At 69.0% G+C, this 13,002-nt stretch carries 11 protein-coding genes; 7 read left to right on the plus strand and 4 right to left on the minus strand.

What is annotated here, in order from left to right; all coding sequences use genetic code 11:
* Positions 1-21 precede the first annotated feature (21 nt).
* The 6 genes from KBY96_RS02945 to KBY96_RS02970 all read left to right on the plus strand — a co-directional run bounded on the left by KBY96_RS02945 (position 22) and on the right by KBY96_RS02970 (position 6,478).
* Positions 22-750 carry a DUF502 domain-containing protein gene (locus tag KBY96_RS02945; protein ID WP_254977727.1) on the plus strand — a complete coding sequence of 243 codons (729 nt, stop codon included), beginning with the start codon at positions 22-24 and terminating at the stop codon, positions 748-750.
* Entirely contained in the window at positions 750-1,400 is a 651-nt protein-coding gene (gene nusB / locus KBY96_RS02950) for a transcription antitermination factor NusB (RefSeq protein WP_254977728.1), read from the plus strand. Before KBY96_RS02945 ends, nusB begins: the two co-directional genes overlap by 1 nt.
* Entirely contained in the window at positions 1,400-2,938 is a 1,539-nt protein-coding gene (gene ftsY / locus KBY96_RS02955; RefSeq protein WP_254977729.1) for a signal recognition particle-docking protein FtsY, read from the plus strand. Before nusB ends, ftsY begins: the two co-directional genes overlap by 1 nt.
* Positions 2,939-3,000: 62 nt before the next feature.
* On the plus strand, positions 3,001-4,407 hold the full coding sequence (locus KBY96_RS02960) for a GAF domain-containing SpoIIE family protein phosphatase (protein ID WP_254977730.1): 1,407 nt from the start codon (positions 3,001-3,003) through the stop codon (positions 4,405-4,407).
* A 45-nt stretch (positions 4,408-4,452) separates the two neighbouring features.
* Positions 4,453-5,865 carry an argininosuccinate lyase gene (gene argH / locus KBY96_RS02965; RefSeq protein ID WP_254977731.1) on the plus strand — a complete coding sequence of 471 codons (1,413 nt, stop codon included), beginning with the start codon at positions 4,453-4,455 and terminating at the stop codon, positions 5,863-5,865.
* A 61-nt stretch (positions 5,866-5,926) separates the two neighbouring features.
* A complete protein-coding gene (locus KBY96_RS02970) occupies positions 5,927-6,478 on the plus strand; it encodes an RNA-binding protein (protein ID WP_254977732.1) in 552 nt (183 codons plus the stop codon).
* Here KBY96_RS02970 and dusA read toward each other — a convergent pair.
* The gene (gene dusA, locus KBY96_RS02975) at positions 6,457-7,533 is read right to left on the minus strand and encodes a tRNA dihydrouridine(20/20a) synthase DusA (RefSeq protein WP_254977894.1); all 1,077 of its coding nucleotides are present in this window, start codon (positions 7,531-7,533) and stop codon (positions 6,457-6,459) included. The two genes, KBY96_RS02970 and dusA, sit on opposite strands and share 22 nt — an antisense overlap.
* A 19-nt stretch (positions 7,534-7,552) precedes the next feature.
* On the opposite strand from dusA, the gene KBY96_RS02980 reads away from it, so the two are divergent.
* On the plus strand, positions 7,553-8,815 hold the full coding sequence (locus KBY96_RS02980) for an NAD(P)/FAD-dependent oxidoreductase (RefSeq protein ID WP_254977733.1): 1,263 nt from the start codon (positions 7,553-7,555) through the stop codon (positions 8,813-8,815).
* On the opposite strand, the gene KBY96_RS02985 is transcribed toward KBY96_RS02980, so the two are convergent.
* Genes KBY96_RS02985 through KBY96_RS02995 form a run of 3 tightly spaced genes read right to left on the minus strand, consistent with a single transcriptional unit; the run spans position 8,790 to position 12,970 of the window.
* The gene (locus KBY96_RS02985; protein WP_254977734.1) at positions 8,790-10,049 is read right to left on the minus strand and encodes a type II secretion system F family protein; all 1,260 of its coding nucleotides are present in this window, start codon (positions 10,047-10,049) and stop codon (positions 8,790-8,792) included. The two genes, KBY96_RS02980 and KBY96_RS02985, sit on opposite strands and share 26 nt — an antisense overlap.
* A gap of 34 nt (positions 10,050-10,083) precedes the next feature.
* Positions 10,084-11,163 (minus strand): type IV pilus twitching motility protein PilT, encoded by a 1,080-nt coding sequence (locus KBY96_RS02990; protein WP_254977735.1) that lies wholly within the window; start codon positions 11,161-11,163, stop codon positions 10,084-10,086.
* A gap of 22 nt (positions 11,164-11,185) precedes the next feature.
* Positions 11,186-12,970, minus strand: coding sequence for a GspE/PulE family protein (locus KBY96_RS02995; RefSeq protein ID WP_254977736.1), 1,785 nt, complete (start codon positions 12,968-12,970; stop codon positions 11,186-11,188).
* Positions 12,971-13,002: the final 32 nt, after the last annotated feature.

Below are 13,002 nucleotides of genomic sequence, written 5' to 3' on the forward strand. Positions count from 1 at the left end.
GGCCAGAACGCCGGGTTTGCCTTGGTCCAGTCCAATCCCAGACCAGACCTGCCGATTGGCAACCGTCTCCAGCAGGACCTCAAGAACGATCTGATCGCCGGCCTGCTGGTGGTGATTCCGCTGGCCACCACCATCTGGCTGGCCACCACGGTCAGCCGGTTCGTGCTGGCGTTTCTCACCACGATTCCCAAGCAGTTCAACCCCTTCAACACCCTCAATCCGTTTCTGCAGGAGCTGATCAACCTGGGGGTGGGTCTGCTCGTTCCCCTGCTGGGAATCCTGCTGATCGGTCTGATGGCCCGCAACATCGTGGGCCGCTGGTTGCTGGAATTCGGTGAGGGCACGCTGCTGCGCATTCCCCTGGCCGGCTCGGTCTACAAGACGCTCAAGCAGCTTCTGGAAACCTTCCTGCAGGGCAAATCCAGCCGTTTCCGCCGTGTCGTCCTGGTGGAATACCCCCGCGAGGGTCTCTATGCGGTGGGTTTCGTCACCGGAGCCGTGGGCACCGCCCTTCAGAGCGGCTTTGACGAGCCGATGCTGAGTGTCTTCATCCCCACCGCCCCCAACCCCACCACCGGCTGGTACACCGTGCTTCCCGAGCGGCTGGTGAAGGATCTGGATCTCTCGGTGGAGGATGCTTTCCGCACGATCATCTCCGCCGGCATCGTCAGCTCCGACGAGCGCGAAGATCGTTCCAGCCGCAGCTTCTCCAGCCTTCTGGCCCAGCTGCGGGCCCCCCAGATGTCCTGATGTCCAGCCGCAGTCTTTCCCGTGAACTGGCCCTGCTGATGCTGGGCCAGACCAACGACCGTGGCGAGACGAGCGCCCCACGGCACCGCAGTGACCCCGAGCCGGCCCTGGAGGGGCTGCTGCAACAGGCCCTGGCCAGCCTCAGCCAGCACGTGCGCGATGCCCTGGACAGCTCTGCCGCCGATCTGCAGACCGCCCAGCAGGAGCTGCTGGACAGTGAATTGCAGGAGCAGGGTGTCCAGCAGCTGCCGCGGGTGCGCCAGCACCTCCAGCAGGGTCTGGCGGCTGCCGAACAGGCGCTCAATCGCCTCTCCGCCAGCCTGGAGCTGCCGCGTCTGCTGCTGCTTGCCGACCAGGAGGAGGTGCGGCGCGGAGCCGTGGAGCGTGCGCGGGCGGTGCTGCGCGACCGGGAGGACATCGACCGCCGCCTCGATGCGGTGATGGAGGGCTGGCGCCTGGGCCGGCTGCCACGCATCGATCGCGACATCCTGCGCCTGGCGGTGGTGGACCTGGCGGAGTTCGCCACCCCCGCCGCCGTGGCCTGCAGCGAGGCCGTGGAACTCGCCAACCGCTACAGCGATGAGCAGGGCCGGCGCATGATCAACGGCGTGCTGCGTCGTTACACCACGGCTGTACGGAGTGGGGCCTGATGGTGTTCGACTGGTTCAGACGCAACCTTCAGCCCCAACCGGCGGCCCCCGAGGAGCCGGCCGTGGCTCCAGAGCCGGCGGAGGCCCCGGAGGAGCCGGCCGTGGCGCCCTCTCCTGCCGTCGCTGAGCTCCCGGCTGCGCCCCCTGCCGCTGCACCCACAGCCTCCGCCCCACCCCAGGAGGCCCCATCCCGCGAGGCCGCGTCCGACGCGACCTCCCAAGATGCCCTCGAATGGGCCCGCCAGGCCTATGCGCGCCTCAAGGCTGAGCAGGAGGCCGCCCGCCTCCAGAACACCCAGGCCGCCCCTGAGCAGCCCGCCCCGTCTGCCCCCACCGAGCCGTCCCCTGCGGCCCTCGAGCCCGAGCCATCCCCTGCCGCCGGTCCGTCGCTGCTCGAGCAGGCGGCCGCCCGCCGCGCCGAGCGCCAGCAGGCCCTCACCGCTCCGCCGGTGCCCGACGCCGCCCCCGACGCCGCCCCAGCGGCCGAGCCGGCGGTGGAGCGCGTCGACAGCGCCGAGCCCCGTCTGGGGGCCTTCGATGACACCTTCACCTGGTCGGCCGAGGTGCTGGCGGCCCAGGGCCGGCGGATCGATCAGGTGTCGCTGGAGGAGATCGATTGGCTGGGCCGGCTGCGCCAGGGCCTGGAGAAAACCCGCCGCGGCTTCGTCACCCAGCTCCTCGACAGCCTTGGCGACGACCCCCTCAGCCCCGAGCTGCTCGATGACCTCGAGACGGCCCTGCTGCGGGCCGACGTGGGCGTGAGTGCCACCGACCGGGTGCTGGAGGCCCTGCGCCAGCGTCTCAACGAGGAGGTGGTGGAGTCGGCTGAGGGACTGCGCTTCCTCAAGGACCAGCTGCGCTCCATTCTCGAGGGCCCCATCGAAACCAGCGGCGTGCCCCTGCTGGCGCCCCAGAAGGGGCGCCTGAATGTGTGGCTGATGGTGGGTGTGAACGGAGTGGGCAAGACCACCACCCTCGGCAAGCTCGCCAACCTGGCCGTGCGCAGCGGCTACAGCTGCCTGATCGCCGCAGCCGACACCTTTCGGGCCGCCGCGGTGCAGCAGGTGCAGGCCTGGGGCGACCGCAGCCAGGTGCCGGTGATCGCCAACCCCAGCGCCAACGCCGATCCCGCGGCCGTCGTCTACGACGCCATCGGCGCGGCTCAGGCCAAGGGCACCGAGCTGGTGCTGGTGGACACCGCCGGCCGGCTGCAGACCAAGCACAACCTGATGGAGGAGCTCACCAAGGTGCGCCGCATCATCGACAGGCTGGCCCCCGAGGCTGCCGTGGAATCCCTGCTGGTGCTCGATGCCAGCCAGGGCCAGAACGGCCTCAGGCAGGCCATGGCCTTCGCCAGTGCCGCAGGCCTCACGGGAGTGGTGATCACCAAGCTCGACGGCAGTGCCCGCGGCGGCGTGGCCCTGGCGGTGGCCTCGGAGGCCGGTCTGCCGATCCGCTTCATCGGCGCCGGCGAGGGCATCCGCGACCTGCGACCCTTCAACAGCTTCGAATTCGTGGAGGCCCTGCTCGCAGGCTGAGGTTGAGCTGAGCTCGTTTGCGTGCGAACGCGGCTATCTTGCGACTCCTTCGCGGCAGCTCGGTGAGCCAGACGCCGCCAGCACTGCCCCAGCCCCCGCTCTCGCCCGGCACCTCGCTGCGGCAGCTGCTCGACAGCCTCAACCGCGAGCAGCGCCGCAACCAGGAGCTGTTGGCGTCCCTGGGCTTCGTGTTGCGCAGCTTCACCAACCTCAGCCGCCTTCTGGAGCTGGTGCCGCTGGTGGCCGCCCGCCTGGTGGAGGCCGACGGGGCCCTGCTGGTGTCCTTCCACGAGGACGGGCGCCTGTGGCGTGAGCAGGTGCATGCCGCGCCCCTGGAGCACAGCGCCGACCTGGTGCGCCGCCTGGCGGCCCTGCCGGAGGCCGACCTGCAGGTTGTGGCCCACGACGACGGTGAGGCCGAGCTGGAGCAGGCCTCCCGACTGGATCGGCAGGTGGGCAGCCTGCTGGGCCGCGTTGAGCTGTTTTCCACCTCTTTGGTGGCCCGTGGCCGCCAGCGCGGGCGGCTGTATGTGTTCAGCCGGCGGGAGGGGTATTGCTGGAGTGAGGTGCACCGCCGCCATGTGCAACTGGTGGCCGATCTCACCGCCGTGGCCCTGGAGAACGAGGTGCTGCAGCAGGACATGCGTCGCCATGAGCGGGTGGACCGGCAGCTCAGCATCGGCGCCGAGATCCAGGCCCAGCTGGTGCCGGACCGCTGTCCGGTGATCGAGGGGGTGGACCTGGCGGCCCGCTGCCGCCCCGCCTTCGAGGTGGGCGGCGACTACATCGACTTCATCCCCACCCGCCCCCGCCTGCTCGGGCGCCGCCGCGAACGCGGCCGCTGGGCGGTGGTGGTGGGGGATGTGATGGGCAAGGGGGTGCCGGCGGGCCTGTTGATGACCCTGCTGCGGGGCATGTTGCGGGCGGGTGCCCTCAGCGGCCATGCCCCCGATCGCATCCTGCATGACCTCAACCAGCTGGCCCAGGAGGACCTCTCCCAGTCACACCGGTTCGTGACGCTCTTCTATGCCGACTTCGATCCGCTGACACGGCTGCTGCGCTACAGCAACGCGGCCCACAACCCCCCGCTGCTCTGGCGGCGGCGTCTCAACCGCGTCGAGCGCCTCGATGCTCCTGGCCTGCTGATCGGCCTGCAGAGCGAGGCCGATTACGGCCTCGAGTCGATCGTGCTCGAGCCCGGCGATGTGGTGCTCTTCTATACCGATGGCGTCACCGAGGCCAGCAGCCTCAGCGGCGAGCGTTACGAGGAGGAGCGGTTGCAGCGCAGCCTGCTGGTGGCCAGTCGCGCGGGCCTGGAGGCCCAGGGCATCCTCAACCAGCTGTTCGGCCGCCTGGATCGCTTCGTGGGAGCAGACCGGCAGCCGCAGGACGATGCCTCCATGGTGGTGTTCAAGGTGCGCGACGAGGTGATGCTTCCCACCCTCTCCCCGGGCGGCCCCGGGAGCTGAGTGGCAAGCTGAACCCCAGCCCGCTCAGCCGTTGCGCGCCCGTCCATGGCCGTTGACTCCACCTCGTCCACCTGGAGCCAGCGCTTCGAGCAGGGGTTGCATCCCGCCATCGAGCGCTTCAACGCCTCGATCGGCTTCGACATCGCCCTGCTGCAGGACGACCTGGATGGTTCGGTGGCCCATGCCCGCATGCTCGGCCAGTGCGGGGTGATCAGTGAGGTGGAGGCGGCGCGGCTGATCGAGGGTCTGGAGCTGGTGCGGGCGGAGGCGGCCGCGGGTCGTTTCAACCCGGGCCTGGAGGCCGAGGACGTGCACTTCGCCGTGGAGCGCCGGCTGATCGAGCTGCTCGGAGCGCTGGGCAAGAAGCTGCACACCGGCCGCTCCCGCAACGACCAGGTGGGCACCGATCTGCGCCTGTGGCTGCGGCGCCAGATCGATGCCATCGACGGCGATCTGCAGCGCTTTCAACGGGCCCTGCTGGCCCAGGCCGAACGCCACGCCGACACCCTGATCCCCGGTTACACCCATCTGCAGCGGGCCCAGCCCCTCTGCCTGGCCCACCACCTGCTGGCCTACATCGAGATGGCGGAGCGCGACCGCTCCCGCCTGGCGGACGTGCGCCGGCGGGTGAACATCTGCCCGCTGGGGGCGGCGGCCCTGGCCGGCACCCCGGTGCCGATTGACCGCCGCGCCACCGCGGCGGAGCTGGGCTTCGAGGCCATCTACGCCAACAGCCTCGATGCCGTGAGCGACCGCGACTTCGCCGTGGAGTTCATGGCCGCAGGTGCGCTGGTGCTGGCCCATCTCAGCCGCCTGGCCGAGGAGGTGATCCTCTGGGCGAGTGAAGAGTTTGGCTTTGTCGCTCTGAGTGATCGCTGCGCCACCGGCAGCAGCCTGATGCCGCAGAAGAAGAATCCCGACGTGCCCGAACTGGTGCGCGGCAAGAGCGGCCGGGTGTTCGGCCACCTGATGGGGCTGCTCACCATGATCAAGGGCCTGCCGCTCGCCTACAACAAGGACTTCCAGGAAGACAAGGAGGCCCTGTTCGACGGTGTGCGCACCGTGCGCGACTGCCTTGAGGCGATGGCGATCCTGTTTGAGGAGGGCCTGGAGTTTCGCCCCCAGCGGCTGGAGGCGGCGGTGGCGGCCGACTTCTCCAACGCCACCGACGTGGCCGATTACCTGGTGGCCAGGGGGGTGCCCTTCCGGGAGGCCTATCAGCTGGTGGGGGGCCTGGTGAAGACCTGCCTGGAGCAGGGGGTGCTGTTGCGCGATCTGCCCCTGGAGCGCTGGCGGCAGCTGCATCCGGCGTTTGAAGCCGACATCTTTGCCGCCATCGCACCGCGCCAGGTGGTGGCGGCCCGCCGCAGCGAGGGGGGCACCGGCTTCGAGCGGGTGCGTGCCCAGTTGCTGGCGGCCCGGCAGCGGCTGGAGCCGGCGCTGCAGAATCCTGCCTGAACCGGCCCTAGGCTTCTGGAGCCCCAGTGCTGGGTTCCTTCCCCCCGCCTACCCCTTAGACGTGAGCATCTTCGTCGGCAATCTGCCCTTCCGCGCTGAGCAGGAGGATGTGGTGGAGCTGTTTTCCCCCCATGGGGAGGTGGTCAACTGCTCCCTCCCCCTTGAGCGCGACACCGGTCGCAAGCGCGGCTTCGCCTTCGTTGAGATGGCCGATCCCGAGATGGAAAGCCGGGCCGTGGAGGCCCTCCAGGGCGCCGAACTGATGGGCCGCCCGCTGCGCATCAACAAGGCCGAACCCCGTGGCAGCGCCCCGCGCCGTGCTGGCGGTGCTGGCGGCGGTGGCTATGGCGGCGCCGGCGGTGGTGGTGGCTACGGCGGTGGTGGCGGCTATGGCGGTGGCGGAGGAGGCGGCGCCGCGCCCGTGGCCGCTGATGGCTCCAGGGGTTCCGGGGCCCGCGGCTGGGAAGACCGCAGCTACGGCGGAGGATCCCCTGAGAGCGGTTTTGAGGCCGGGCGTACGCGTCGCCGCCGCAGCGGCAGTGCCGGTGCCGGTGGCGGTTTTGACGGCGGCTTCCAGGACGGCGACGGCGGTTACCCCGGCGCCGAGGACTGAGCCTCCTCCAGCTGCCGGGCGGCCCGCTCCAGCACCTCGGCTCCGGCCTGGCGCTCCCCGGCGGCCAGGCTGAGCTGGTGCCGCCAGCTTCGGGCCCCCGGAACGCCTTCCACCAGCTTCACCAGGTGGCGGGCGAGGGGCCAAAGCCGCTCGCCCTGGCCGCACCAACGCTCGGCGTAGGGCACCAGCCCCCGCAGCACCGCCGCGGCCCTGGCCAGGTGGGGTCTGCCGGCATACGCACTGCCGGCGCCATGGATCGCCTCATCCACGCCGATCCAGCGCAGCGGATGGTTGTAGGCCGCGCGCCCCACCATCGCCCCATCCACGTGACGCAGCTGCTGCAGGCAGTCGTCCAGGGTCTGCAATCCGCCGTTGATCTCGATGATGAGATCCGGCCGCTCGGCCTTGATCCTGTGCACCCAGTCGTGGCGCAGGGGCGGGATGGTGCGGTTCTGCTTCGGGTCGAGACCCTGCAGCCAGGCCTTGCGGGCATGCACGCTGAAGCGCCGCGCCCCGGCGGCCGCCACGGTGTCCACGAAAGCCAGCAGCTCCGGGAAGGAGTCGCGCGTGTCGATGCCGATGCGGTGCTTCACCGTCACCGGCAGCGGGCCGGCGACCGCCATGGCCTCCACGCAGCGCGCCACCCGCTCCGGGTCGGCCATCAGGCAGGCCCCGAAGCGGCCCTGCTGCACCTTCTCGCTCGGGCAGCCCACGTTGAGGTTGATCTCGTCGTAGTCCCAGTCGGCAGCCAGCTGGGCGGCTTCGGCCAGCAGCGCCGGCTCGTCGCCGCCCACCTGCAGCGCCAGCGGCTTCTCGCAGGGGTCGAAGCCGATCAGCCGCTCCAGCCGTCCGTCCCGTCTGCCCGGCCGCTCCGCTCCGGCCTCCCGCCGGGCATGGTGCAGGGCCCGGGCCACCACCATTTCGGTGTAGAGCAGGCTGTGGCGAGTGACCTGGCGCATCAGCACGCGGAAGTGCCGATCCGTGCAGTCCATCATCGGCGCCACACTGAAGCGGTAGCTGGCTCCCCGCTGGCCTGGATCCACGTGCTGCTCCATTCCCCCATGCTGCCCAGCCATGCATCCTGAGCGGTTGCCGGTGGTGGTTGCCGGTGGTGGTCCGGCCGGGTTCATGGCCGCGATCGTCGCTGCCGAGGCCGGTGTGCAAGGCGTGCATCTGCTGGAGGCCACCCCCGAGCCCCTGGCCAAGGTGCGCATCAGCGGCGGCGGCCGCTGCAACGTCACGCACGCCTGCTGGGATCCCCGCGAGCTGGTGGCGCACTACCCCCGGGGCAGCAGGGCGCTGCGCGGTCCCTTTTCCCGGTTCGCGGCGGGGGATGCCCTGGCCTGGTTTCAGGATCACGGCCTGGAGCTGGTGGAGGAGCCCGACGGCCGCCTGTTTCCCCGCTCCAACCGCTCCAGCTCGGTGGTGGACACCCTGCGGCGCGCCGCCGCCAGGGCCGGGGTGACGCTGCACACCGGCCTGGCCCTGCAGGCGGTGGCACCTGTTGCGGAGGGCTTCGCGCTGGAGCTGCGGGGGGAGCCCCAGCCGCTCACGGCAGGACAGCTGGTGCTGGCCACCGGCAGCCATCCCAGTGGTCGCCGCCTGGCGGCGGCCCTTGGCCACAGCCTGGTGCCGCCGGTGCCCTCCCTGTTCACCCTGGCCCTGGCCGGCGAGCCCCTGCTGGCCCTGGCCGGTGTGGCGATGGATCCGGTGGGCCTGATTCTGGAGCTGCCCGATGGCGGCAGCCAGCGGCAGCGCGGGCCGGTGCTGATCACCCACTGGGGCCTCAGCGGGCCGGCCACCCTGCGGCTCACGGCCTTCGCCGCCCGCCAGCTGCACACCAGCCGCTACCGGGCCCGGCTGCGGGTTGACTGGAGCGGTGGCCGCTCCCAGGCGGATCTGGAGCAGCTGGTCCAGCAGGCCCGCTCCTCCCAGGCCCGCCGCCAGCTGGCCAGTGCCCGGCCCTGGCCGGAGCTGAGTCGCCGCCTCTGGCAGCACCTGCTCACCAGGAGCGGCGTGGAGCCCGAGCGTCGCTGGGCCGATCTCACCCGGGAGCAGCAGCGCCATCTGATCAGCGCCCTGCGGAATTCCGTCTATGCGGTGAGCGGCCGGGGACCCTTCGGCGAGGAGTTCGTCACCGCCGGCGGCGTTCCCCTCGCGGAGGTGAATCTGGCCACGATGGCGAGCCGGCTGCAACCCGGGCTTTCCCTCGTGGGCGAGCTGCTGGATGTGGATGGCATCACTGGCGGCTTCAACTTCCAGCACTGCTGGACCTCCGGCTGGATCGCCGGCATGGCCCTGGCGGACCAGCTCAGCGGATCTGGTCGAAGATGTTGAATATGGGCAGATACATGGCCACAAGAATCACACCCACGATTCCCCCCACAACGATGATCATCAGAGGTTCCAGCAGGGAGGTGAGGGCCTTGGTGGCATTTTCCACTTCATCTTCGTAGAAATCGGCGACCTTGGACAACATCGTGTCCATCTCACCGGTTTCCTCGCCGATCGAGAGCATGCTCAGAGCCAGATCGGGAAAGGCCTTCGTACGCCCCAGGGCCACGCTCAGGGGAATCCCCTGCATCACATCCTCGCGGCTGTTGGCAATGGTGTCGGCAATGATCGAGTTGCCGGTGATCTCGCGCACCACATCGAGGGAGAGCAGGATCGGCACCCCGGCCCGGGTCAGAGAACTGAAGGTGCGGCAGAAGCGCGCCGTGGCGGTTTTCTGGATGAGGTCGCCGAACAGCGGCAGTTTCAGCATCAGGGCGTCGATGCGCCGCCGCCCGTAATGGGTTTTGTAAAACCGCACCAGCACAAAGATGGCCAGTGCCAGACCGGCAGCCAGGAACAGGGCGGCACTCGAGCGCAGCAGGTTGCTGACGTTCACGAAGAACAGCGTGAATGCAGGCAGCTCGCCGCCCAGCTGGGCATAGAGGTCGGCGAAGATCGGGATGATGAACAGCATCATCCCCAGAAATACCGCGATCGCAATCACCAGAACGGCGATCGGGTAGGCCAATGCTCCCTTGATCTTGTTCTGCAATCTGGCGTTCTGCTCCAGCAGCTGGCCCAGCCTGCGCAGGGCTTCATCGAGCACACCGCCGGCTTCACCGGCCTCCACCATGGCGATCGTGAGGCGATCAAACACCTTCGGCCAAGCGCGCATCGCCGTGCCGAGGCTGTTGCCCTGGTTCAGCTCCAGGCTCACCGATTCCAGAGCTCGCTTGAACATCGGCAGCTTCTGCTGCGACGCCATCAGATCGATGCTGCGGATGATCGGCACCCCGGTGCTCACCAGGGCGCCCATCTTGCTGGCGAATACGGCCCTGTGCTTGATGCCAGGCCGGCGTTCGAAGACGCTCTTCAGACCCGAGAACCGCAGCTTCTGATTCAGTTCCCGCTGGGCGCGCAGGCTGCTGGCCGAGCTTTGCGGTTTGACCTTGATGTCGGTGACCCGGATGCCGCGCTGGCGCAGGCGGCGTTTGGCCTGCAGGGCATCACCGGCATCGACGTCGATGTCCTGGGTCTTGCCCCGGCTGTTGGTGTAACTGGCGGTGAAGGTGGGCATGGGTTGGGCCTGGGCGGCGATCGACGCAGGGGGATCAGCTCAGCTGGGTGATCAGACGCTTCAGCTCCTCGGGCTTGGTGCTCTTCGAGAGGGCCTCATCCATGGTCACCTGGTTGGCCACCACCAGATCGGCCAGGGCCTTCTCCAGGGTCTGCATGGCCATCTGCCCGCCCGTCTGGATCTGGGAGTAAAGCTGGGCTGTCTTGCCCTCGCGGATCAGGTTGGCGACGGCGGGGTTGTTGATCATGATCTCCTGGGCCATGACCCGGCCCAGTTCCCCCGGGGCGGGGTTGTGGCGCACGCAGAGGGTCTGGGCAAACACCGCGGCCAGGCTGGTGCTGAGCTGCACGCGGATCTGGGTCTGCTGGCCGGCGGGAAACACATCCACCATGCGGTCCACCGTCTGGGCGGCGGAGCTGGTGTGCAGGGTTCCTAACACCAGGTGACCTGTTTCGGCAGCGGTGATCGCCAGCTGGATGATCTCCAGATCGCGCAATTCTCCCACCAGGATCACGTCAGGATCTTCGCGCAGCGAGGCGCGCAGCGCGTTGGCGAAGCTGCGGGTGTCGTCGTGCACCTGCCGCTGGTGCACGACGCTCTTGTCGGATCGGTAGGTGAATTCGATCGGATCCTCGATCGTGATGATGTGCTCGGCGCGTGTTTTGTTGATGTGATCCAGGATCGCCGCCAGAGTGGTGGTCTTGCCCGAGCCCGTCGGTCCGGTTACCAGCACCAGACCCTTCGGCAGACGGCTGGTCTCCTCCACGATCGGCGGCAGGCCCAGGGCCTGCATGCTGGGAATGTCATTGCCCAGGGCCCGCAGGCTGGCCGCGTAGGTGCCGCGTTGGCGGAACACGTTCACCCGGAAGCGCGCCACCCCCCGCAGGCCGTAGGAGCAGTCGAGCTCCCAGTTCTGCTCCAGCTGCTTGCGCTGGGAATTGTTGAGCAGCGAGAAGATCAGCTTGTTGCAGGCATCACTGTCCAGCCGCTCGTCCTGGATCGGCCTGAGCTGGCCGTTGAAGCGGCCGTAGGGGGGCAAGCCGGCGCTGATGTGCAGGTCGCTGCCGCCGTCGGCAACGAGCTGGCTCATCAGGTCTTCGATCATCACGGCCATGGGGAACCTGAAACGGCGGAGCTCAGAGCTGGGTGCTCGTGAGGCAGTAGGGACATTCAAGCCACTCTTCGCGCAGTCCTGCACCGCAGGTGTTGCAGGTCTGGGAATTCAGGGATCGGGCCCGGCGCTCGCTCTCCAGGCTGGAATCGGTGAGCAGGACACGCTCCACCTCCGCCAGGGTGGTATGACCCTCCCGCACCAGCTGCAGCCCGTAACCCAGCAGGGTTCTCATGCCGGTTTCCAGGGCCATGCGGCGCAGCACATCGGTGCTCTGGCGTCTGGCGATCGCCGCCGAGAGCTCGTCGTTCATGCGCAGGATCTCGAACACGCCGATGCGGCCCTTGTAACCGGTGCCATTGCACACCGGACAGCATCCCTCCATGCCCACGTGGGTGGTGTTGGCCCGGTGGAAGGTGACCTCGGCTTCCTGACCGCCCACCATCCCGAAGCGGCCGAGTTCCTCCGGGCCGGGGTGGTAGGGGATGCGGCAGGCGTTGCACACCCGCCGCACCAGGCGCTGGGAGATCACCCCCAGCAGCGACGCGCTCACCAGGAAGGGTTCCACGCCCATCTCATCAAGCCGGGCGATGGCGCTGGGGGCGTCGTTGCAGTGCAGGGTGGTCATCACCAGGTGGCCGGTGAGGGCCGCCTCCATGGCGGTCTTGGCGGTTTCCAGGTCGCGCGTCTCCCCCACCAGCAGCACATCCGGGTCCTGGCGCATGAAGGCCCGCAGAGCGGTGGCGAAGTCAAATCCCTTCTCCCGGTTCACCTGCGTTTGGGTGATGCCGGGGAGGGTGTATTCGATCGGGTCCTCCACGGTGGAGATGTTGATGCCCGGATCGTTGCGCTCCGCCAGCAGGGCGTAGAGGGTGGTGGATTTTCCCGAGCCCGTCGGCCCGGTCACCAGCACCATGCCGTAGGGCTTGGAGCCCATGGTGCGCAGGGTCTGTCTGGCCTCGGGGTCGGTGATCAGCTTGTTGAGACCCAGCTCGGTGGCGCCGCTGTCCAGCAGCCGCAGCACAACCTTCTCGCCGTTGCGGCTGGGCAGGGTGCTCACCCGGAAGTCCATGCGACGGCCGCGGAAGCGGCGCCGGATGCGACCGTCCTGGGGCATGCGCCGTTCGGCGATGTCCAGGTCGGCCATGATCTTCACCCTGGAGGTGACGGCCGGGGTGAGGCTCCGGGGCAGATCCTCGAAGCGCTTCTGCAGCACCCCGTCCAGCCGGAAGCGCACCTCCAGGGTGTGCTCCTGGGGCTCGATGTGGATGTCACTCGCCTCGACGCTGAGGGCCTCCACCAGGAGCCGGTTCACCAGATTGATGATCGGCGAGGTGTTGGCATCGCCAGCCGCCCTGGCCAGGTCGGCCTCCAGATCCTCGAGGTCGGAGATCTCCTGCAGCTCTTCGCTGTCTGTGCGCAGACCGAGCTCGTCGGTGAGCGAGTGCAGGGGGATGGTGGCCTCCGGGATCTCCAGGGTGCGGCCCAGGGCCTCCTGGATGTCCGGGCTGAGGGCGAGGCGGAATTCGGGCATGTAGCCCTTGCGGTTCAGCTCGCTGGCGAGCTGCTGGCGCTGCTCCTGGTCCCAGTGACTCGGCACTGCCACGGGCAGGTGCCCGGCCTCGGGCTCGCCGGCCGGGCAGGCACCCAGCTGCAACCAGCGCTCCAGGGGGAGAACCGTGTTGTTGAGCAGTTCGGGTTGGAGCTGTTCGGCGCTGAGCACCGGCTCCCCGCGCAGCAGCTCGATCTCCAGGCGTTGCTGGGCGGCACTGACGGCTTCCAGTACGGGCCTGGACGGAGTGAAGGTCATGCGCCGAAGGTGCGGGCTTCCCCCGCTTGTGG

The organism is Cyanobium sp. ATX 6A2 (assembly GCF_024346355.1).
GTDB lineage: Bacteria > Cyanobacteriota > Cyanobacteriia > PCC-6307 > Cyanobiaceae > NIES-981.